The sequence below is a fragment of the Oecophyllibacter saccharovorans genome, from assembly GCF_006542375.1.
Lineage (GTDB): Bacteria > Pseudomonadota > Alphaproteobacteria > Acetobacterales > Acetobacteraceae > Oecophyllibacter > Oecophyllibacter saccharovorans.
The window spans coordinates 1,387,830-1,408,136 of sequence record NZ_CP038143.1 but is presented as its reverse complement, the minus strand read 5'-3'; the positions used below and the strand labels follow the sequence as shown (position 1 = coordinate 1,408,136).

Annotated in this window: 18 protein-coding genes; 8 read left to right on the top strand and 10 right to left on the bottom strand. The window is 65.0% G+C overall.

All coding sequences use genetic code 11. The annotated features are described in order from the left end of the window. Positions 1–26 precede the first annotated feature (26 nt). On the top strand, positions 27–1,421 hold the full coding sequence (locus E3E11_RS06055; protein ID WP_231119040.1) for a class II fumarate hydratase: 1,395 nt from the start codon (positions 27–29) through the stop codon (positions 1,419–1,421). 117 nt (positions 1,422–1,538) lie between these two features. Here E3E11_RS06055 and purF read toward each other — a convergent pair whose 3' ends face one another. The 4 genes from purF to hemA form a co-directional block, all read right to left on the bottom strand. After that, complete coding sequence (gene purF, locus E3E11_RS06050) at positions 1,539–2,984, bottom strand: amidophosphoribosyltransferase (protein ID WP_141451603.1); 1,446 nt, start codon at positions 2,982–2,984, stop codon at positions 1,539–1,541. A gap of 290 nt (positions 2,985–3,274) precedes the next feature. Then, positions 3,275–3,856 (bottom strand): CvpA family protein, encoded by a 582-nt coding sequence (locus E3E11_RS06045; RefSeq protein ID WP_141451602.1) that lies wholly within the window; start codon positions 3,854–3,856, stop codon positions 3,275–3,277. An 83-nt stretch (positions 3,857–3,939) separates the two neighbouring features. Then, on the bottom strand, positions 3,940–4,269 hold the full coding sequence (locus E3E11_RS06040) for a hypothetical protein (RefSeq protein WP_141451601.1): 330 nt from the start codon (positions 4,267–4,269) through the stop codon (positions 3,940–3,942). Further along, positions 4,270–5,541, bottom strand: coding sequence for a 5-aminolevulinate synthase (gene hemA / locus E3E11_RS06035; protein WP_141452185.1), 1,272 nt, complete (start codon positions 5,539–5,541; stop codon positions 4,270–4,272). It lies immediately after the preceding gene. A gap of 157 nt (positions 5,542–5,698) precedes the next feature. Between hemA and E3E11_RS06030 the strand changes: the two genes are divergently transcribed. Next, complete coding sequence (locus E3E11_RS06030; protein WP_141451600.1) at positions 5,699–7,021, top strand: MFS transporter; 1,323 nt, start codon at positions 5,699–5,701, stop codon at positions 7,019–7,021. On the opposite strand, the gene E3E11_RS06025 is transcribed toward E3E11_RS06030, so the two are convergent. Together E3E11_RS06025 and E3E11_RS06020 are read right to left on the bottom strand one after the other, a co-directional pair. Further along, complete coding sequence (locus E3E11_RS06025; protein WP_141451599.1) at positions 6,958–8,631, bottom strand: NAD(P)/FAD-dependent oxidoreductase; 1,674 nt, start codon at positions 8,629–8,631, stop codon at positions 6,958–6,960. The two genes, E3E11_RS06030 and E3E11_RS06025, sit on opposite strands and share 64 nt — an antisense overlap. After that, a complete protein-coding gene (locus tag E3E11_RS06020; protein WP_141451598.1) occupies positions 8,628–9,395 on the bottom strand; it encodes a TIGR00645 family protein in 768 nt (255 codons plus the stop codon). Before E3E11_RS06020 ends, E3E11_RS06025 begins: the two co-directional genes overlap by 4 nt. A gap of 92 nt (positions 9,396–9,487) precedes the next feature. Here E3E11_RS06020 and E3E11_RS06015 point away from each other — a divergent pair, with 92 nt between their 5' ends. Both E3E11_RS06015 and E3E11_RS06010 read left to right on the top strand, forming a co-directional pair. Further along, entirely contained in the window at positions 9,488–10,690 is a 1,203-nt protein-coding gene (locus tag E3E11_RS06015; RefSeq protein WP_231118862.1) for a cation diffusion facilitator family transporter, read from the top strand. 10 nt (positions 10,691–10,700) lie between these two features. Continuing rightward, positions 10,701–11,678 carry a cation diffusion facilitator family transporter gene (locus E3E11_RS06010; RefSeq protein ID WP_141451597.1) on the top strand — a complete coding sequence of 326 codons (978 nt, stop codon included), beginning with the start codon at positions 10,701–10,703 and terminating at the stop codon, positions 11,676–11,678. Here E3E11_RS06010 and E3E11_RS06005 read toward each other — a convergent pair. Together E3E11_RS06005 and E3E11_RS06000 are read right to left on the bottom strand one after the other, a co-directional pair. Next, positions 11,664–12,809: a WD40 repeat domain-containing protein gene (locus tag E3E11_RS06005; RefSeq protein ID WP_231118861.1), complete on the bottom strand. Its 1,146-nt coding sequence runs from the start codon at positions 12,807–12,809 to the stop codon at positions 11,664–11,666. The genes E3E11_RS06010 and E3E11_RS06005 overlap by 15 nt on opposite strands. 47 nt (positions 12,810–12,856) lie before the next feature. Next, positions 12,857–14,002, bottom strand: a complete 1,146-nt coding sequence (locus E3E11_RS06000; RefSeq protein WP_141451596.1) for a CobW family GTP-binding protein — start codon at positions 14,000–14,002, stop codon at positions 12,857–12,859. Positions 14,003–14,283: 281 nt separating this feature from the next. Between E3E11_RS06000 and E3E11_RS05995 the strand changes: the two genes are divergently transcribed. From E3E11_RS05995 to E3E11_RS05985, 3 genes are all read left to right on the top strand, one after another. Further along, positions 14,284–15,273, top strand: a complete 990-nt coding sequence (locus E3E11_RS05995) for an aldo/keto reductase (RefSeq protein ID WP_141451595.1) — start codon at positions 14,284–14,286, stop codon at positions 15,271–15,273. Positions 15,274–15,571: 298 nt separating this feature from the next. Next, positions 15,572–16,549, top strand: a complete 978-nt coding sequence (locus tag E3E11_RS05990) for a DUF2272 domain-containing protein (RefSeq protein WP_141451594.1) — start codon at positions 15,572–15,574, stop codon at positions 16,547–16,549. A 44-nt stretch (positions 16,550–16,593) separates the two neighbouring features. Beyond that, the gene (locus E3E11_RS05985; RefSeq protein WP_195804963.1) at positions 16,594–17,703 is read left to right on the top strand and encodes an oxidoreductase; all 1,110 of its coding nucleotides are present in this window, start codon (positions 16,594–16,596) and stop codon (positions 17,701–17,703) included. A 3-nt stretch (positions 17,704–17,706) separates the two neighbouring features. Here the strand turns inward: E3E11_RS05985 and E3E11_RS05980 are convergent, their stop codons facing one another. After that, positions 17,707–18,102: a rhodanese-like domain-containing protein gene (locus E3E11_RS05980; RefSeq protein ID WP_141451593.1), complete on the bottom strand. Its 396-nt coding sequence runs from the start codon at positions 18,100–18,102 to the stop codon at positions 17,707–17,709. 52 nt (positions 18,103–18,154) lie between these two features. Beyond that, positions 18,155–19,537 (bottom strand): RsmB/NOP family class I SAM-dependent RNA methyltransferase, encoded by a 1,383-nt coding sequence (locus tag E3E11_RS05975; protein WP_141451592.1) that lies wholly within the window; start codon positions 19,535–19,537, stop codon positions 18,155–18,157. Positions 19,538–19,578: 41 nt separating this feature from the next. Here E3E11_RS05975 and E3E11_RS05970 point away from each other — a divergent pair, with 41 nt between their 5' ends. Then, positions 19,579–20,304, top strand: a complete 726-nt coding sequence (locus tag E3E11_RS05970) for a YggS family pyridoxal phosphate-dependent enzyme (RefSeq protein ID WP_407938671.1) — start codon at positions 19,579–19,581, stop codon at positions 20,302–20,304. Positions 20,305–20,307: the final 3 nt, after the last annotated feature.

The window sequence follows — 20,307 nt, the reverse complement described above, 5'->3', positions numbered from 1 at the left end:
CCCGGACCCGACGGGAAGCCGACAGCATGGGGGCGGTGGAGGTCCCCGCTGACGCTCTGTGGGGGGCGCAGACGCAGCGCTCGCTTGAATTCTTCACAATCGGCCATGACCTCATGCCGCGCGAGATGATCGAGGCTTACGCGCTGGTCAAGCAGGCCTGTGCCGAGGCCAATGCCGCCCAGGGCCGACTGCCTGCCGCAAAGCGCGACCTGATCGCCCGGGTCTGCGGCGAGCTTGCAAGCGGAAAGTTCAACGACATGTTTCCCGTCCATGTCTGGATGACGGGCTCGGGCACGCAGTTCAACATGAATGTCAATGAGGTCATCGCCAACCGGGCCAGCCAGCTGAGCGGCGAGCCCCTGGGCAGCAAGAAGCCGCTGCACCCCAATGACGACGTCAACATGTCGCAATCCACCAACGACACCTTTCCCGCGGCGATGCATGTCGCAACCGTGCTGGCTGCCGACCGCCACCTGCTGCCGGCCCTGCGCGCCCTGCAGGCCTCCCTGCAGCGCAAGGCCGACCAATGGCGCGATATCGTCAAGGTCGGGCGCACGCATCTGCAGGATGCCGTCCCCATCACGCTGGGGCAGGAATGGGAGGGCTACGCCGGCATGCTGGCTGAACACATTCCCAGGATCGAGGCTGCGCGCGACGGGCTGCTGGCGCTGCCTCTCGGCGGCACGGCCCTTGGCACCGGCGTCAACACCGCACCCGGTTTCGACCGCCTGGCCTGCGCAGCGCTGGCCCGCCTGAGCGGCGGGAACTTCACCCATGCCGGCAATAAATTCGCCCTCATGGGCGCCCACGACACGCTGGTGGCTTTCTCAGCCGCCCTGCGCGGCCTAGCAGCCAGCCTCAACAAGATTGCAAACGACATCCGCCTGCTTGCCTGCGGGCCGCGTGCGGGCTTGGGCGAGCTGCACCTGCCCGAAAACGAGCCCGGCTCCTCCATCATGCCCGGCAAGGTCAACCCGACCCAGGCCGAGGCGCTCACCATGCTCTGCCTGCAGGTCATGGCCAATGATACCGCAGTGGGCATGGGCAACAGCGCCGGCATGCTGGACATGAACGCCTATAAACCGCTGATGATCCACAACATCACGCAGTCCCTCACCCTGCTGCATGACGGCATGGAGAATTTCCGCAAATTCCTGGTGGAAGGCACCCAGCCTGATGAGGGGCATCTGGGCACAGTGCTGGACCATTCCCTCATCATGGTCACAGCGCTTTCACCGGTCATCGGCTATGACCGAGCCGCACAGGTGGCCCATCATGCGCTGGCGCACCACATGAGCCCGCGCGACAGCGTGGAGGCGCTGGGCTTCATGACAGGCGAAGCCTATGACCGCGTGGCTGAGCCCCGGCTGATGCTGCACCCCAACCTGAAAGCCCGTCCTGCCAAGGGGCAGGGAAAATAATAAGGCCTGCCCGGAACCGACAGGCCAAAGCACCAAGGTAATAGGGCAATAAAAAACCGCTTCTCCGGTGGGGAGAAGCGGTTGATCGGTTCGGCTTGCACAAGGATGACAGGGCCGTCACTGCACCAGCTGGCCTTCCTGGTCCACCAGCTCGATCGGATATTTGCCGCTGAAGCAGGCGTCGCAGTAGCGGTTGCCGGCTTCACGCGCGTCCACATCGCCCAGGGCGCGGTAAAGCCCGTCACGGCTGACGAAAGCCAGGCTGTCGACCCCGATGGCCTCGCGCATCTGCTCCAGCGTGTGGGTGGCAGCCAGCAGCTTGCTCTCCTCAGGGGTGTCGATGCCGTAGAAGCAGGGATGTTTCGTCGGCGGCGAGGTGATGCGCATGTGCACTTCAGTGGCGCCGGCGGCGCGCACCATGTCCACGATCTTGCGCGAGGTGGTGCCGCGCACGATGGAATCGTCAACCAGGATGACCCGCTTGCCCTGCAGCACGGCCCGGTTGGCCGAATGCTTCATCTTGACGCCCAGATTGCGGATCTGGTCGGTCGGCTCGATGAAGGTGCGCCCGACATAATGGTTGCGGATGATGCCGAGCTCAAAGGGAATGCCGCTTTCAGCCGCATAGCCGATGGCCGACGGCACGCCTGAATCAGGCACCGGCACCACCACGTCAGCCTCCACCCCGCTTTCGCGCGCCAGCTCGCAGCCGATGCGCTTGCGGGCCTTATAGACCGGCTCGCCTTCGAGGATGGAATCGGGCCGGGCGAAATAGATATATTCAAAAACGCAGAAATTCTGGCTCTTGGTGCCGAAAGGCCTGATCGAGCGCAGGCCTTCCTCATTGATCACCACCATCTCGCCCGGCTCCACGTCACGGACATATTCCGCGCCGATGATATCAAGCGCGCAGGTCTCGCTTGCCAGGATCCAGCCGCCGTTTTTCTGGTCGCGGTCATAATCGGGCAGGCGGCCCAGCACGAGCGGACGCACGCCCAGCGGGTCGCGCAGGCCGATCAGGGCGTTGTCAGGCGTGAGCCCCACCAGGGAATAAGCGCCTTTCACCTGCTTGGCCGCATCGATCAGGCGCTCGACGACCGTGCCGTAAAGCGAGATTGCGATCAGGTGAACGAACACTTCCGAATCGGTTGCCGACTGGAAGATGCAGCCGCGCTGCACCAGCGCCTTGCGCAGGGTACCGGCATTGGTCAGGTTGCCGTTATGGGCCACTGCCATGCCGCCGAAGGCGTAATCGGCGTAAAGCGGCTGCACATTGCGGATATGGGTGCCGCCGGTGGTGGCGTAACGGTTGTGGCCGATGGCGGAATGGCCGGGCAGTGTCGCCATCACGCGGCTGTCGTCAAAGACCTCGCCCACCAGGCCCAGACCCTTGTGCTGGTGGAACGTTTCGCCGTCGTAGCTGACGATTCCTGCCGCCTCCTGCCCGCGGTGCTGCAGGGCATGCAGCCCCAGCGCGGTCATGGCGGCAGCGTCGGGAACGCCCCAGACGCCAAAAACACCGCACTCCTCATAAGGGCGGCTTGATGATTCGATCATGGACATGATGAAAAACGACCTGCTGGAAACGACCGGCGAAGGCAGTTGTCATGAACGCCCCGGCAGGGTGAGCCCATGAGATCTCATGGGGCTGCCGCGTTCATCATACCGGCCGGAAAGCCGGCACCGCCGCTGTGTCACTGGTCCAATGTCATTGAAAAATAAGGAACGGGTGATGACAGTAAACCGCAACCCTGTTTGGCACGCGCCACGAAGGTCACTTCAGGAAGCCTATATGGGCCCTGGCCAATCCGGTTTCAAGGCCGGCTTCTGAAAAATGCGGGGTGTTTTCAGCTTCAGGCGCCAGGGGGCAGTCCGGCCTGAAGCTGATGGGTCAGGCTGGCGGGCAGATGGCCCTGAACGAACGCCACGCCACGCAGGATCCACGGGCCGATCACGCTGCCGCGGACGAGATCGGCCAACCAGTCAGGCGCGGCCCAGGCCAGCACGAGAAACACCAGCACCAGGATCACATAACCGCGCAGCAGGCCGAAAACCGCGCCCAGAACGGCGTCCACCCCGCCTGACAGTACGCCGCGCAGCTGGCGCGCAACCAGCCGGGCGCAGATGCCCAGGACCATCAGGCTGACCAGGAAGACGGCAAAGCGCAGGGTGCCGTGAAAAAACGCCGAATCCCGCAACATGGGTGCAACGGTTCTGTCGGCCAGGGCCACGACCACGTCGCCGATGCGGAAGGCGGCCCAGATCGCCCCGATCCAGACCAGGACACCGCCTGTTTCCCTGGAGAACCCGCGCACCATGCCCCACAGCACGGAAAGCGCCAGGATGACCAGAAAGGAAATATCCACCACGCCAAGATGTTCCAGAAACCCAGCGCCCGGATGTCCGCCTGCGCCCAGCTGAGTCGTGTCCGACATGTCCGCTCTCCCTGCCGCCCCTGCCTGCAGCCGTAAGTCGTGCAATTTCCGAATGCGCCCTTTGCCGGCCGCGGCACACCGCTTCAGGGCAGTTTCGTCGAGCGGTATCCCTCTCCTTTACGCGCCCGGATGCCGCGTGCAAAGAGCTGGTGGGAAAGTTCCACCCGCGCTGTCAGCTCCTGGAAGACCTCGGCACTTTCCACCTCCTCCAGCTGCCACAGCCGGCCCAGCTTCTCGAGAAAGACAGCGCTGGCATGGGCAAGCTGGTCCGGATTAGCGGCAAGATAGGCATTCAGGCAGGCCATGGTCTGGCTGCCCAAGGCCCGCGTCGCTGCGCGCAGCACCGCTGTTTCCACTGTGCCGGTTCCTGCCTGCGCCCCGCTTTCTTCAGGCCTGTTTCCTGCGCGCGCCATTCAGGCTGCCGGGCGCAGGGCCAGTCCCTTTTCGCGCCACAGCGTGGCCAGGGCTGCGACCAGATCGTCAATCTGCGCCTCGGTATGCAGCGGGCCCGGCGTCAGGCGCAGCCGCTCGGTGCCGCGCGGCACGGTGGGGTAATTGATGGGCTGCAGGTAGTGACCGAAACGGGTGAGCAGTTCATCAGACAGCGCCCGGCAGGTTTTGGCATCCCCCACCATGACCGGCACGATGTGGCTGGGGCTGTCGATATAGGGCAGCCCGGCTTCATCAAGCCTGCGCCGCAGATAGGCGACCGCCCTTTTCTGCCCTTCCCGCTCTGTTGCGCTGGCGCGCAGGTGCCTGACGCTGGCAAGCACGCCCGCAGCGATCATGGGCGGCAAGGCGGTGGAGAAGATGAAGCCCGAACCGAAGGAACGCACGAAATCGCACAGTGCCCTGGAAGCGGCGATATACCCCCCCACCACGCCGAACCCCTTGCCCAGCGTGCCTTCAATGACCGTCAGCCGGTGCTCCAGCCCGCGTTCTTGGGCGATGCCGCCGCCCTGGGCGCCATACATGCCGACCGCATGGACCTCATCAAGATAGGTCATGGCGCCGTATTTATCGGCCAGGTCGCAGATCTCCTCGATCGGAGCGATATCGCCATCCATGGAATAGACCGATTCAAAGGCGATGATCTTGGGCACATCGGGCGGCAGTTCCTTGAGATGGCGCTCAAGGTCCTGCAGGTCATTGTGGCGGAAGATGCGCTTTTCAGCCCGCGAATGACGGATGCCCTCGATCATGGAGGCATGGTTGAGGGCGTCTGACAGTACCACGCAATCCTTGAGGCGCCCGGCGATCGTGCCCAGCGTCACCCAGTTGGAGAGATAGCCTGAATTGAACAGCAGCGCGCTTTCCTTGCCGTGCAGGGCCGCAAGCTCCTTTTCCAGCTCGACATGGTAGTGATGCGTGCCCGAGATATTGCGCGTCCCGCCCGCACCGGCCCCCGTTTCATCCAGCGCCTTGTGCATGGCCGCCTGCACAAGGGGGTGCTGGCCCATGCCCAGATAGTCATTGGAGCACCAGACCGTCACGTCACGCCCCGCGCCGTGGTGGAAGGCCTGGGGGAAATTCCCGGCCTTGCGCTCCAGCTCGGCAAAGTATCGGTAGCTGCCATCAGCATGCAGCCCGTCAAGGGCGGCCTGAAAGAGCGGATCGTAAGTGGCATTGTTCGGCGCGCTGCCAGGGGGAACTGAAAGCGGGGCTGAAGGGGCTGAGCCAGTCATCATCAAAATCTCCTCGGTCTCAATCTTAAAAACCCTCGTGGCGCGTGCAAGAAAAAAGGTGGACCGAACTTTGGGGATTTCCTGAGCGGGCAAACCCTGTAAACAGGAAAAGACTGTTCCAGTCCTGTATGAAAAGCCCGAGAGCCCCCAAGAGCCTATGCCGCCCCAGCCGCCTTCACCCCGAACCGCGCCTGTTCGAACTGCACATGACCGCACCCCCCCTGGCGTGCCGGGCTTTTCAGCGCTGCTGCCCTACTGGCCCGTCACGCTTGCAGCTCTGCTGGGCTGGTTCCTCGACGCCTTCGACCAGACGACCCTGCTTTTCACGATGCCTGACATCGCCCATGACCTCGGCTGCTCGCTGGCAGCCTTGGGCAGCGTGCTGATGGCCCAGGCGGTCGGGCGCGCCCTGGGCAATGCGGGATGGGGCTGGCTTGCCGACCGCTTCGGCCGCAAGCCTGCCTTCATGCTGGGCGTGCTGTGGTTCAGCGTCTTCACCGCGCTGACCGGGCTGAGCCATTCCCTGCTCATGCTCATGGTCGTGCAGTTCATGGGCGGCATCGGCTTCGGCGGGACCTGGACGGCTTCAGCCACCCTGCTGATGGAATCCGTGCCCGAGCGCCTGCGCCCCATGGCCTCGGCGCTGATGATGTCAGGCTATGAGCTCGGCTACCTGGTGGCCGCAGCAGCCCAGGCGCTCATCCTGCCCCATTACGGCTGGCGGGTGCTGTTCTTCATCGGGCTGCTGCCGGCCCTGCTGTCCTTCTTCATCCGCCTGTGCGTCAGCGAAAGCCCGGCCTGGCGCCATGTCCGCCAGGACCGGTCTGAGGCGGGGAAGGCTAAGACCGGAACTACAGGAAAACCGCGCCGCACCCCCCTGAGCTGGACGCCATCCGCCCTGCAGGCCGTGCTCTTCATGACCTTTCTGGAATTCCAGAAGGCAGCCATCTACACCTTCTATCCCACCGTTCTGCGCGGCACGCACCACCTCGATCCCCAGCAGGTTTTCTGGCCGGTCAGCCTCTACTGCGTGGGGTCTTTCCTGGGCAAGCTGCTCTGCGGCGTGGTGGCGACGCGCTTGGGCAACACGCGCGTCATGCTGTGCGCGCTGGGGCTGAGTGCAGCCATGATCTGGCCTTTCCTGTGCGCGCCTGACTGGCCGCTGCTGCTGGGCAGCGCCTTTGTCATGGGCATGGCCGCTTCAGGCATCTTCGCCCTCGTGCCTGACTGGCTGGCCGAGCGTTTCCCGGCAGCGCAGCGCAGTTTCGGCATGGGGCTGAGCTATGCCATCGGCTCGCTGGGCCAGGGTGTGGCCAGCAAGCTCATCCCCTATCTGGGCCGCACGCCCGCCACGCTGCCGCTGGTCGCCGTCGGGCTGGTTCTGAGCTCAAGTGCGGCGGCTGCAGTCACGCTGCTCTACCGCCCGCCACTGGCAGAGGAAGACGGCTCAGAAGAAGTTTCAGCGCCCTCAGGCTGGTAGCACGCCGCCACCCATTCGGCAGCGCGGATACCGTCAATGCCCGCTGACAGGATACCCCCGGCATAGCCGGCGCCTTCCCCGGCCGGAAACAGCCCCCGCAGGTTGGGCGATTGCCCGGCCCCGTCACGGGCGATGCGCAGGGGAGAGGAAGTGCGCGTCTCCACCCCGGTCATGACGGCGTCTTCCATGGCGAAGGGCGAGAGCTTGCGGGCAAAGACCTGCAGGGCCTCGCGCAGGCTTTCCACCACGACCGGCGGCAGGCAGGTCGCCAGGTCAGCTGGCGTCACCCCGGGCGTGTAGGAGGGCTTGACACTGCCCAGCGCTGTACTGGGCCGGCCAGCCAGGAAATCGCCCACCCGCTGGGCCGGCGCCAGGTAGTTCCCCCCGCCAGCCTGGTAGGCCGCGCGCTCCCAGCGGCGCTGGAAAGCGATGGCGTCCATGGGCGTGTCGGGGAAATCCACGCCCGGCTTCACCTCCACCACGATGCCGCTGTTGGCATTGCGCTCGGCGCGGGAATACTGGCTCATCCCGTTGGTGACGACCTGCCCTTCCTCCGAAGTGGCGGCAACCACCTGTCCGCCCGGGCACATGCAGAAGGAATACACCCCCCGCCCCGTGGCCGCGTGGTGGACGAGCTTGTAATCGGCAGCCCCCAGCAGCTCATGACCGGCCTGCGGGCCGAAGCGCGCCTCGTCGATCAGCGATTGCGGGTGCTCGATCCGCACACCGATGGAAAAGGGCTTGGTGCTCATCTCGACACCCAGGCCGTCCAGCATGGCAAAGGTATCGCGCGCTGAATGGCCCACAGCCAGGATCACGTCGCGCGCAGGCAGGCGTTCCGGCCCCTCGGGCGTTGAGAGCTCCAATGCCGTGATACAGCGTTCCGCGCCCTCGCCTTCGGTGCAGATACCGTCCAGCCGCGTGCCGAAACGGTATTCGCCTCCCAGCGCCTCGATCTGGGCGCGCAGGGACTGAACGACCGTGACAAGCCTGAAAGTGCCGATATGGGGCTTTGAGAGGTAGAGGATCTCCTCGGGCGCGCCGGCCTTGACGAATTCCTCCAGCACGTGGCGGCCCAGGTAACGCGGGTCCGACACACCCGAATGAAGCTTGCCGTCCGAGAAGGTGCCTGCTCCTCCCTCGCCGAACTGCACATTGCTTTCAGGCGTGAACTCGGATTTGCGCCACAATGCGAAAGTATCAGCAGTCCGCGTCCTGACATCCTGTCCGCGCTCAAGCACGATCGGCTTCAGTCCCGCCTGGGCCAGAGTCAGCGCTGCCAGCAGCCCGCACGGCCCCGCCCCCACCACCACAGGGCGCGGCCCCCCTGCAGGCAGCGTGGCCTGGGGCGGCTGCCAGCGCATGTCAGGCGCCTTGCGGATATGGGGGTCTTTTTCATGAGCCTTCAGACAGGCCGCTTCATCACTGACAGTGCAGTCCACCGTATAGACAAGCTGGATATTGCCGCGTTTGCGCGCGTCATGGCCGCGCCTGAAAACCGTCCAGCTCACCAGCTGATCAGGCAGCACGCCCAGCTTTTTCAGCACGGCCTCCTTGAGCGCTTCAGGCCCGTGCTCGAGCGGCAGGGTGATGTTGGTGAGGCGGATCACCGGCCTTCTCCCTCACGCCAGCCTTCTTCCCGCCAGCTCTCTTCCCTGTGGCCCTCCCTGCGCCGGGGCTCTGCCCGCTCAGGGGCGATCCAGCCTTCCTCCACCGCTTCAAGCGCCGTGATTTCCTGCGCCTGGGCGTTGGAGCCGGGGCATTCGGCCAGCCGCTCCATCAGGGCCATCAGAACGGCCGACACCACAAAGGCCATGTGAATGCCCAGGCTCCAGGCCAGCACGCGGTTGCTCAGCTCATCGACGCGCACGAAATCCGAGAGCAGATGAATGGCCGACATGGCGACGATGGAGGCCATGAGCTTGATCTTGATGTCGCTGAAGGTGACATGGCCCATCCAGCGCGGGAAATCCGTGTGCTCGCGCAGGTCGAGCCGCGAGACGTAATTCTCGTAGCCGGCGAACATGACGATCAGCACCAGATTGGCCAGCAGCGCCAGGTCGATCAGGTCCAGCACCTGCACCGAGACCTCATCGAAGCTCTGCGACCAGCAGCCGAACAACAGATGGACCAGCATCTGCATGAACTTGCCCACCACGATCACCAGCGCGCCGATCAGCCCGACATAAATGGGGGCGACAAACCAGCGGGTGCTGAAAAACAGGCGCTCAAAAAGGATTTCAAGGCGTTTCGCCCGTGAAACAGGATGCTTGCGACGCGGAAAATCCGGCGGCACTGCAGCGGCCTTGAGAGCGGCTTCATCAGCCTGGCGCTCGGGCCGGCTGTCGGAAGGCGTGTGTGAAGACTTGTTCATCCTTTTTCTTTAAGGCCCGCGCCCCGAAGGGAGCAAGCAAAAGTAAGGGCCTTGGTTCCCCGGGGATCTCAGGACAACGGATGTGCTTCACCATGGCTTCTCCCCCTTCACCCAACCGTGATAAGCAGGGAGCCCAAGACCCTGTTTCATGCTCGCTCTCCTTCATCCACCACTGCCGGTTCTCCATGCCCGACCACAGCTCCTGCGCCGCCCACGCCACGTCCCACACGCATGCGTCCCCGTCTCCTGGGCATGGGCATGGGCATGGGCATGGGCATGGGCATGGGCATGGGCATGGGCATGCTCACGCACATGGCGCAGGCGGCCACCACCATGCACCGGCGACCTTCGGGCGGGTCTTTGCCATCGGCATCACGCTCAACACGCTCTACATCCTGGCTGAGACCGCCTGGGGCTTTAAGGTCCACTCCCTTTCCCTGCTGGCAGATGCCGGCCACAACTTCTCGGACGTTCTGGGTCTCGTGGCCGCCTGGGTGGCGCAGGTACTGGCCCGCCGCGCGCCAACCCCGCGCTATACCTACGGGCTGAAGCGCGCGACCATTCTCAGCGCGCTGGCCAATGCCACCTTCCTCCTCCTGGTTACCGGGGCGCTGCTGTGGGAGGCGGTCCAGCACCTGTTCCACCCGGTAGCGGTGGGGGGTGAGGCCGTCAGCCTGGTCGCCCTGGTCGGCATCGCGGTCAACGGGTTCACGGCCCTGCTGTTCATGCGCGGCGCCAAGGAAGACCTCAACATGCGCGGCGCTTTCCTGCACATGGCTTCTGACGCGGCCATGGCGCTGGCCGTCGTTATCGCAGGCGCGCTGATCGCCTTCACGGGCTGGAACATCATCGACCCCATCATGTCCATTCTCGTCTCCCTGGCTGTGGTATGGGGCACCTGGTCGCTGCTCACGCAGTCCCTGCGCCTGGCGCTGGACGGCGTGCCTGTAGGCATCAACCCGCTGGAGGTGGAGGAAGGGCTGCGCGCCCTGTCAGGAGTGCGGGGGCTGCACCACCTCCACATCTGGCCCATGAGCACCACCGAGACGGCGCTGACCGTTCACCTCAACGTTGATCCGGCCCTGATGAATTCCGCCTCCCCTCAGGGGATCAGCGCCCTTCTGGCCCGCGCGCGCGCCATGCTGGCTGAAAAATACGGCATCCAGCACCCCACGCTGCAGATCGAAACCACCGGCGCGCCTGACAGCGCTGACGCCCCCTCTCACTGCGCGGCTCTGGCAGACACGCATGAAGCCGGCGCTTCAGGCAGCCCCGCCGGCTGCGGGGCCCACTGAGTCCTGAACCATGACATCACGAGCCATGAACCTGCGCCTCCGGATCGCCCGCCTGTCCATTCTCGTCAGCCTCGTCGTGCTGACGGTCAAATACAGCGCCTATGCCGTGACGGGCTCAGGGGCGCTGCTGTCTGACGCAGTGGAGACCCTGCTGAACGTCATTGCGGCCTTCGGCACCCTCTGGGCCGTCGCCTGGGCGCGCCGCCCCGCTGACGATGATCATCCCTACGGCCACGGCAAGGCGGAATATCTCTGGTCGATCATCGAAGGCACGCTGGTCATCCTGACCGCTTTGGTCATCCTGTTCATCGCAGCAAATGACCTGCGCCATCCCCACCCCCTCCACACCGCGGCACTGGGCGTCGCGCTCAACGGGGCGGCCGGCGTCATCAACTGGGTCTGGGCGCAGATCCTGCTGCGGAGCGGGCGGCGGCACAATTCACGCGCCCTGATCACCTCGGGCGCGCATGTGATGAGCGATGTCTGGGCCAGCGTGGCGCTGGTTGTGGGCGTTGCGGCCATCCCGCTGACCGGCTGGCTCTGGCTTGACCCGCTGCTTTCCACCGCGGTGGCGCTCAACGTGCTGTGGAGCGGCTTCGGCATGGTGCGCGAGTCCATGCCCAGCCTGCTGGACGCAGCGCCCGACCCACAGGAGAAGGAGCGCGTCTGGCAGACCATCGAGGCCCATGGCGCAGGTGCGATCGAAGCCCATGACCTGCGCATGCGCAAGGTCGGCGGCGAAGCTTTTCTGGATTTCCACCTCGTCGTGCCGGAACACATGCAGGTCATCGAGGCGCATGAGATCTGCAACCGGATCGAACGCGCCCTGCGCCAGCAGCTGGGGCGGGCGACCATCTCCATCCACATTGAGCCCCCGCACCGCAGCAAGCACGATCTTCCCCCGCCTCCGCGGCCGGACCGGCCGTCATGGCGACGGGAATACCGCCTCCTCACGCCCCAGCTCCAGGCGCCTTCAGACCGGCGCTGAACCAGAAGGTGAACTTGCAGGGGCAGCCTGCGCACCTGCCGACAGATCAAGCACGCCCACATATCCCTCTTCGGTGCCGAACATCAGCATTTCCCCGCCTGCTGAAAAAGCCAGCGTAGAGATGGCGCCACGCGCGACCCCGCCACTGCGCGCGCCCTGGCACAGGGGCAATAGGCGGGGCGTGTCGTCATCAGGCAGGCCGGCGGTTTCAGCGAGGACGAGCGTGCCGTCCTCATAGCCGATGGCCAGGATCTCCTCGCGCGGGTGGGCGGCCACGCAGGTTACGAACAGCCCGGGCAGGCGGGCGAATTCCGCCGGGGGCTTGCCCATCGGGCCGCCGCCGAAGAACGGCCACAGGATGGCACTGTCAGCCCCTGAGGTCGCAAGCCACCGCCCCCTGGGCGTGAAGCTCATGGAACGCACCTGGCGCGGATAACCGCTCATGCGCATGTTGTGCCCGTCAGGCAAGCGCCAGCCATGCAGTTCATTTTCCTGCATGCTGGTCACGACCGCCTCATCCCTGGGATGGATGATCAGGCCGATATGGCTGCCCTTCCACTCCAGCAGCCTGGGCTTGGCATCACGCGATTTCACGAACCAGAGCGAGACGCCATTGTAGTGGGAAGCCGCCAGCCTGCGCCCCTTGGCGTCAAAGGCCAGCCCGCTCAGGGCGGAGGGATGGGGCAGCACCTTGAGGGTCTCATCCCCTGCGGCGTTGCACAGATGGACGTCCTTTTTGACCGAGAAGGCGATGTTGCCCGGCGTGCTGGCCACGCAATCCACCCAGCCGCGCCCCTTGTGCAGCTCTTCAGAGCGTCCGTCCGCCTGCAGGCGCATGACCCGCCCGTCTTCACCACCGCTGAGGAAGCTGCCTGGCTGGCTGTCGGTGGCCAGGCAGATCCCGCCCTCGTGCAGCTCAACCACCTGCCATTCCTCAGACTGGCGCAGTTTTTCACAGTTGACCAGCACCGCCTCACCATCGGCGGTCAGGGCGCACAGGCTCTGGCCGTCCCGGCTGGCAGCGGTAGCAACGATCGGGCTGTCGTAACGCCGCTCCGCCCCTCTGTGCTGCAGCAGGGAAGGCGGGGCAGAAGGCGTGTCAGGCATTGAGGGCATTGATGGGGCGGGCATGGGTTATGGGTCCTGATCGGTCCAGCGGAACTTTTATTGTTATTGTTTCAGGCTGCCACGCAGCGCTCAAAACCGCGCTGGAGCTCAGCCCCGTTGAGATGGCGGCCGATGAAGACCAGGCGTGACGTTTCATCCCCGCCCTTCCCGCCTCCCTTGGCAGGCGGCAGGAAACCGCCTTCAGCCATCATGTGCACGGCCTGGAAAACGAAGCGTCGCGGCTCTCCCCTGAAATGGAGGATGCCCTTGGCACGCAGGATGTCAGCGCCCTTCTCCTGCAGCAGCAGGCCGATCCAGGCCTGAAAGCGCTTTTCATCCAGCGGCTCGGTAAGCGTGAAGGAATGGCTGCTGATGCCTGAGTCGCTGATATGGTCATGGGCGTGATCATGGTCCTGCGTGCAGCCATGGGCCTGACAGTCATGGTCGTGTTCATGATCATGCGGGGGCTCGTGGGCGTGGTGATGCGCGCCTTCCCCCTCCTCGAGAAAGGCCGGCATGTTGGCAAGCGCGCGGTTGAGGTCGAAGCCCCCGCGGTCAAGCACATCGGTCAGCCGGACATCGCCGCGCACGGCCTTGTGCACAGGGGCCACGCTGTTGAGCTGCCGGATGGCGCGGAACATCGCCTGCTGCTGCGCTTCACTTGCGAGATCGCATTTGTTGAGGATGATCACATCGGCAAAGGCGATCTGGTTGATCGCTTCAGGCTGCTGCTTGAGCGTCTCCAGCCCGTTGACGGCATCCACGACCGTCACCACCGCATCCAGCCGCGCCTTGTCGCGGACCGTTTCATCAACGAAGAAGGTCTGGGCCACCGGGGCGGGGTCTGCAAGGCCGGTCGTCTCGACGATGATGCCGTCAAAACGGTCTTTCTTGCGCAGCAGGCGCCCCATGACACGGATCAGATCGCCGCGCACGGTGCAGCAGATGCAACCGTTGTTCATCTCGAACACTTCCTCATCCGCATCGACAACGAGGTCATTGTCGATCCCGAGCTCGCCGAACTCATTGACCACCACGGCGTATTTCCGTCCATGCTCGGCGGTCAGGATGTGGTTGAGCAGCGTGGTCTTGCCCGCCCCCAGAAATCCCGTCAGCACGGTGACAGGCACCTTGCCCTCCGCGGAAGCGAGGGCCCCGCTCTCACCAGAGGTTTCTGAAGAGACAGTTTCTGAAGGGGAAGCAGAGGGGGAAGTCATGAAAAACCGTCTCCTGTTTGAAAGGGCCCCTTGAAAGCCCCTCTGTGAAAGCGCCTGGACAGGTCACAGTCTCACACGTCCTGAACCCGGCTGCATAGCCGTCGCGCAAGCGGGAGGGGAGAAAAATCTCTTCGCCCGCTTGCGTTCAGAACGCGGCGGTCCAAACTCGAAAGGGTCACCACGTTATCGCTTTCCCACCCTGACCGTCTCCACAAGCCCCGCTTGCAAGACGGCGACCTCACATCAGAAAGCCAGACCAGAAAGCCAGAAAGGAAGATCCCATGGACGCCAATAAGATCATGATCCGGGGGCTCGACAAGCCCGTCACGCGCGTTGCCCTCGGCACCTGGGCCATCGGTGGCTGGATGTGGGGCGGGCCCGATGACGAGGCCGGCATCCGCACCATCCACCGCGCGCTTGAGGAAGGCATCAACCTCATTGATACCGCGCCTGTCTACGGCTTCGGTCATTCGGAGGAAGTCGTGGGCCGTGCGCTAGCCGATGTGGCTGACAAGCCCTATATCGCCACCAAGCTCGGCCTGAAATGGGACAACGGCAAGGTCTGGCGCGATTCAAGCCCGGCGCGCATCCGCCAGGAGGTGGAGGATTCCCTGCGCCGCCTGCGCGTTGACGTCATTGATCTTGAGCAGGTCCACTGGCCTGATGCCAACACGCCCATCGAGGAGACGGCCCGCGAGCTCCAGAAGCTCCACGAGGAAGGCAAGATCCGCGCCCTGGGGGTCAGCAACTACTCCCCCGAGCAGATGGACATCTTCCGGCAGGCAGCGCCGCTTTCCACCGTTCAGTCGCCTTTCAACATCTTCGAGCAGGCCACCAAGCGCGAGATCATCCCTTACGCTGAAAAACATGACATGGACGTCCTGTGCTATGGCCCGATCTGCCGTGGCCTGCTGACCGGCAAGATGAACAAGGACAGCCGCTTCCCCGATACCGACCTGCGCTCGGGTGACCCGAAGTTCCAGGCGCCGGCTTTCGCGAATTATCTCGCCGCGGTGGACGCCATCAAGGCGCTGGCTGACAAGCGGGGCGTCTCGGTCATGGCCTTCGCCATTCGCTGGGTGCTCGACCAGGGCCCTGACATCGCTCTCTGGGGCGCACGCAAGCCTGAGCAGATCGACGGTGTCGCGCAGGTTTTCAACTGGACGATGACCCCTCAGGAGAACCAGGCTGTCGAGGAGATCGTCCGGAAATACGTCCCCAACGACATCGAGCCCACCTTCATGGCCCCGCCGAACCGCAGCCAGGGCTGAACGCTGAAAGCAACCCGTCGCCTGAAGCGAGGCAGGGGAAAATAAAAATCCGGTGTGGGGTCCTGACCATACCGGTCCTGAAACGTGCGGTTCCGCGGAGCCGCCCGTTCTCTATGTAAGTATTGCGTAGAAAGCTGCCTGAGGCCGCTCCGGCTTGTCAGGCCGCTTTCCGCTGGCAGGCAGGGCTTGACGAAGGGGCTCTTTCCCCGCCTTAGTCACCCTTTAAAGAAACTGCAATGAAGTCTCACTTCAAGCCCGCTGCCCGTATCCTCAGAGCAGCCCAACCGGAGAACGCTGCATGACGGCCCCCAGCCTTTCCAAGCCCCACCGCCTTTCCACCAACCGCTCAACCCTGCCGGGCGCAGGACTGCCGGGGCTGGGACTTGCTGGGCTCGGACTGGCCGGCCTGGTGCTGCTGCCCGGCTGCACGCCCCAGCCGCAGCCCGCCGCTGCGCCAGCGCGTACGCCCATGGCGCAGTACAGCAACGGCGCGACAGGGGCTGTGGGCTACAGCCAGCGCGTGCCTGATTTCGCCACGCGCAACTTCACGCCTTTCAACCGCCAGGACGCCGCGGCCATCGCCCTGCGTGAATGGCGGCTGTTCGGCACGCCCGTGGCTGATGAAGACCCCCATAACCGCCCCGAGCCCAGCACGCCTGCCATGAAGCCCGAGCGCCTGCCGGGGCTGTGGCAGCGTGTGGGTGAATACTGGTGGATCGGCCAGGACCCTTACGAGAATGAAGCCAGCTACACCGGCCGCACCACGGCGGACGGGCAGCTTTTCGATGCCGCGCATGACGGCAATTACGCCTGGTCGGCAGCGTTCATCTCCTATGTCATGCGCGTGGCCGGCGCCAATGACCGCTTTGCCTATTCCCCCAACCACGCAACCTACATCAACGCGGCTGCCAGCGGCAGCGTGCCGGGGCTGGGCGCGCAGAATCCCGCAACCTATGCGCCGCGGCTGGGTGACCTGCTCTGTGTCGGTCGCGGGCGCAGCGCCAACATCACCTATTCCATGCTGCCCACGCCCTACGGCTTTCCCGCCCATTGCGGCATCGTGGTGTCCGTCAATGAAAACGGTCCGCCCTTCGGCCGCCAGCTGAGCATCGTCGGCGGCAATGTCGATGACACCGTGGCCCTCACCCACGTGCCCACAGATGGCGCCGGGCGCGTCAGCGATGCCAACGGGCAAAGCTATGACAGCCGCTATCCCTGGCTGACCGTCCTGACCCCGGGTTATGAGGCCGACCAGGAACCTGACAGCGGCTACTGAGCCCGCCCGGCCGCAACAGGCTCGCGGAGAAAGCGGAGAAAGCCATGACTGATCCGGTGAACACGTCCTCCGCCCTGCCTGCTGAACGCCCCTTGCGGGTGGGGCTGGCGGGCTACGGGTTTGCCGGCCGCACCTTTCATGGGCCCCTGATCGCCGCTACTGACGGGCTGGAACTGGCCGCTGTCTCTTCGCGCCATCCCGAAAAGGTTGCCGCTGATTTCCCTGACGTGCCCGTGGTGCCCACGCCTGAGGACCTGTTCAGCGATGAGACGCTTGATCTCATCGTCATCGCCACCCCCAACGACACCCATGCGCCCCTGGCCCAGGCGGCGCTTAGAAGCGGCAAGCATGTGGTGGTCGACAAGCCCTTCACCCTCGACCTGGAGGAAGGCCGCGCGCTGATCCGCACGGCTGAGGAAGAGGACCGGCTGCTCTGCGTCTTCCATAACCGGCGCTGGGACAGCGATTACCTGAGCGTGCGCAAGGCGTTGGAAAGCGGCGTGCTGGGCGAGGTCAGGACCTTTGAATCCCGCATTGACCGCTTCCGCCCCCATGTGCGCGACCGCTGGCGGGAGCGCGACGTGCCGGGCGGCGGCATCTGGTATGACCTCGGCCCCCATCTCATCGACCAGGCGCTGCAGCTCTTCGGCCTGCCTGACCGCGTGCAGGCCAGCCTGGCGACCCAGCGCCCCGGAGGGCTGGTCGAGGACTGGGCCGACGTGCTGCTCAGCTACGGCGAAAGGCGCGTTCTGCTTCATGCCAGCATGCTCGTTGCAGGCGGCTCGCCCCGCTTTGTTGTGCATGGCACGGCAGGCAGCCTGGTCAAGCAGAAACCCGACCAGCAGGAAGCCCAGCTGCTGGCCGGTATGACGCCCGGCGCCCCGGGATGGGGCGAAGACGCAGACGCGCCGGTCTTTCACGACGGCACGGCTACCAGCCGTGAACTGCCCGTCTGCAAGGGGGACCAGCGCCGCTTCTACGCCCAGCTGGCAGCCGCCCTGCGCCCCGGCTCCCAGGCCCTGCCCCCTGTGACGCCTCTGGAGGCGCTGGCTGTCATGGACGTGCTGGAGACCGCCCTGCGTTCAGCCCATGAAGGCCGTGCCCTGCCCCTGACGCTGACACCTGGCGAGCGCGCCGCCTGGAAGAAACGCTGAGCTTCAGATCTCCGCCCTGTAGGGAAGCGAGGCACGCCAGCCCTCGCCCCTGCCAGGCGCGCCTTCAAAGCCGTCAATGATGTTGAACACCTGGTCGTAACCCAGTTTCTGCAACTCCAGGGCGGCGGCCAGAGAGCGCACGCCCCCGCGGCAGAGAAACAGCAGCGGCGTCTGCCGGTCCGCCACGGCATTGGCAAGCGTCGTGGCAAAAGCGGCCTTCTGCTCAGCGCTGCCTTCCTGCGGCCAGGTTAGAAAGAGGGTTTTGCCGCCCAATGCCGTGAGATCAGGCATGCCAACGCGCTCCCATTCCTGGGGGCGACGCACATCCACCAGCCGCACGGTCGGATCCTGCTCAAGCATCTTCCAGGCCTCGCGGGCCGTTATGTCTTTCACGCTCATATCGCTTTCATGTCCTCAACCATATCCTCAGGCCTCTCCATGCCAGGCAGGATCATTTCCTGACCAGGCGGGCGGCAAAGAAGCCGTCCATGCCGCCGCGGTCCTCCCAGAGGCCCGGATGGGTGCGGAAATACCCTTCCTGCGTCCGCGCTTCGGGCATAGAGGCCAGTTCCTCAGGCGTGAAGGGCGCCAGCGCCCAGCGCCCGCTGGCAAGCGCTTTGGCGATGCGGTCCGGTCCTTCCTCATCCTGCAGCGAGCAGACAGCATAGAGCAGTTTCCCGCCGGGCTTGAGCATCTCATGGGCGGCATCAATGAACGCGTCCTGCGTTTCAGCCAGGCCCTTCACATCCCTGGGGCGCTTGTTCCACAGCACGTCGGGATGGCGGCGCAGCGTGCCTGTGGCCGAGCACGGCGCGTCAAGCAGGACCGCATCAAGCGGCTGCTGCGGCTTCCAGGACAGCGCCTCCCCTTCCACCACCTCAACATTTCCAAGGCCCAGCCGGGCAAGATTTTCCCGCAGGCGCGCCGCACGCGGCGCTTCGCGCTCCACCGCCGTCACATGGGCAGCCCCGGCATGGGCCAGCTGAGCCGTCTTGCCGCCAGGCGCCGCACACAGATCAGCCACGCGCTGGCCGGTCAGGTCGCCCATCAGCCGCACCGGCATGGCGGCTGCGGCGTCCTGGGCCCAGAACTGCCCTTCCTCATAACCTGGCAGACCCGTCATGCGCGTGCCAGGGGGCAGGCGCACGCTGCCGGTCGGCAGAAGCGTGCCTTCCTGCGGCACTTCAGCGCCGGGGCGCAGGGTCAGGTCCAGCGGGGCCTCACGGTAGAAGCCATGCGTAATGGCGCGGGCGCGGGAACCCCACGCGCTCCACAGCCAGGGCGGCACATCCAGCCGTGCCTCGTCCAGCCCTTCCCGCAGGGTTTCCCCTTCACGCGCCACCCGGCGCAGCACCGCATTGGCAAGCCCGGTGAAAGGGGCCAAGCCGCGGCGGCGCAGCAGGTCCACGATCGTGCCGACAGCAGCGTGGGGCGGCGTGTCCAGGTAGAGCAGCTGCGCAACCCCCAGGATAAGCGCGCAGCGTACAGGCGCTGGCGGCTCGCGTTTCAGGAAGGGCTGCAGGATTTCCCCAATCGTGCCCATGTGGCGCAGGGCCGTGGCTGCCAGCCTGTGGGCCGCAGCGCGGTCGCGCCCATCGCCGCCCGGGTGGCGCTCCAGGGTGGTTTCAAGCATGCGCCGGTCTTCGACCACGCCGCAGAGAATATCAAACGCCAGGTCGCGCACCACATCCGGCGCCGGTCGACGCCCCCCTGAACGCGTGCGCCTCGAACGGGCGGGAGAGGACCTGCCGGAAGCGGCCCCAGAAAAAGCTGAGGAAGAAGCTGCGGATGAAGTACCCGACTGCGGGGCACCCTCTGGTCTGGAATGGGTCATGATTTGAAATTGCACCTTGTCGGCACAAGCGCAATGGTTTCATGCTCTCCCCCATGATGACACCGACTTCTTCCAGCCCTCAGCCAGCCAGTCCCGACATTGCCGCCAACCTGCAGGCAGTGCGCCACACGATCAGGGACGCTGTACGGAATGCCGGCCGGAAGGCGGGAAGCGTTGAGCTGGTGGCTGTCAGCAAGTTTCAGCCTGCAACATCCGTCGAGGCTGCGCTGCAGGCAGGCCAGCGCCTTTTCGGCGAGAACCGGGTGCAGGAAGCCGCAGCGAAATTCCCGGCCCTCCGCCAGGCCTGGCCCGATCTGCAGCTTCACCTGATCGGCAGCCTGCAGACCAATAAGGCCGTGGAAGCCTGCAGGATCGCCGACATGATCGAAAGCCTGGACCGCCCTGCTCTTGCCGATGCGCTTGAGAAAGCCGCCCAGAAGACAGGCCGCCTACCTGACCTTCTGGTGCAGATCAATACCGGCAGTGAGCCGCAGAAATCAGGTGTCCTCCTTTCAGAGGCGGATGCTTTCATCGATATGTGCCAGCAGCGCTTCGGCGACAGATTGCGGGGCCTCATGGCCATTCCGCCCGCTCATGAGGATCCGGCACCGCATTTCACCTGCCTGGCTGAACTGGGGCGCCGGCACGGGCTGGACACGCTCTCCATGGGCATGTCGGCTGACTACCCTGCCGCCATTGCAGCAGGGGCGACACTGGTGCGGGTCGGCAGTGCGATCTTCGGCGCGCGACCGCCACCCACTTCCTGAAAC

Coding starts and splice junctions, on each gene's coding strand:
- E3E11_RS06020 (WP_141451598.1), bottom strand. CDS start 9,395: ATGAACAAGTCTTCACACACGCCTTCCGACAGCCGGCCCGAGCGCCAG.
- E3E11_RS05975 (WP_141451592.1), bottom strand. CDS start 19,537: ATGACCCATTCCAGACCAGAGGGTGCCCCGCAGTCGGGTACTTCATCC.
- E3E11_RS06055 (WP_231119040.1), top strand. CDS start 27: ATGGGGGCGGTGGAGGTCCCCGCTGACGCTCTGTGGGGGGCGCAGACG.
- hemA (WP_141452185.1), bottom strand. CDS start 5,541: ATGACTGGCTCAGCCCCTTCAGCCCCGCTTTCAGTTCCCCCTGGCAGC.
- E3E11_RS05980 (WP_141451593.1), bottom strand. CDS start 18,102: ATGAGCGTGAAAGACATAACGGCCCGCGAGGCCTGGAAGATGCTTGAG.
- E3E11_RS05970 (WP_407938671.1), top strand. CDS start 19,579: ATGCTCTCCCCCATGATGACACCGACTTCTTCCAGCCCTCAGCCAGCC.
- E3E11_RS05985 (WP_195804963.1), top strand. CDS start 16,594: ATGACTGATCCGGTGAACACGTCCTCCGCCCTGCCTGCTGAACGCCCC.
- E3E11_RS06045 (WP_141451602.1), bottom strand. CDS start 3,856: ATGTCGGACACGACTCAGCTGGGCGCAGGCGGACATCCGGGCGCTGGG.
- E3E11_RS06010 (WP_141451597.1), top strand. CDS start 10,701: ATGACATCACGAGCCATGAACCTGCGCCTCCGGATCGCCCGCCTGTCC.
- E3E11_RS06000 (WP_141451596.1), bottom strand. CDS start 14,002: ATGACTTCCCCCTCTGCTTCCCCTTCAGAAACTGTCTCTTCAGAAACC.
- E3E11_RS06040 (WP_141451601.1), bottom strand. CDS start 4,269: ATGGCGCGCGCAGGAAACAGGCCTGAAGAAAGCGGGGCGCAGGCAGGA.
- E3E11_RS06015 (WP_231118862.1), top strand. CDS start 9,488: ATGGCTTCTCCCCCTTCACCCAACCGTGATAAGCAGGGAGCCCAAGAC.
- E3E11_RS05990 (WP_141451594.1), top strand. CDS start 15,572: ATGACGGCCCCCAGCCTTTCCAAGCCCCACCGCCTTTCCACCAACCGC.
- E3E11_RS05995 (WP_141451595.1), top strand. CDS start 14,284: ATGGACGCCAATAAGATCATGATCCGGGGGCTCGACAAGCCCGTCACG.
- purF (WP_141451603.1), bottom strand. CDS start 2,984: ATGTCCATGATCGAATCATCAAGCCGCCCTTATGAGGAGTGCGGTGTT.
- E3E11_RS06030 (WP_141451600.1), top strand. CDS start 5,699: ATGCCGCCCCAGCCGCCTTCACCCCGAACCGCGCCTGTTCGAACTGCA.
- E3E11_RS06005 (WP_231118861.1), bottom strand. CDS start 12,809: ATGCCCGCCCCATCAATGCCCTCAATGCCTGACACGCCTTCTGCCCCG.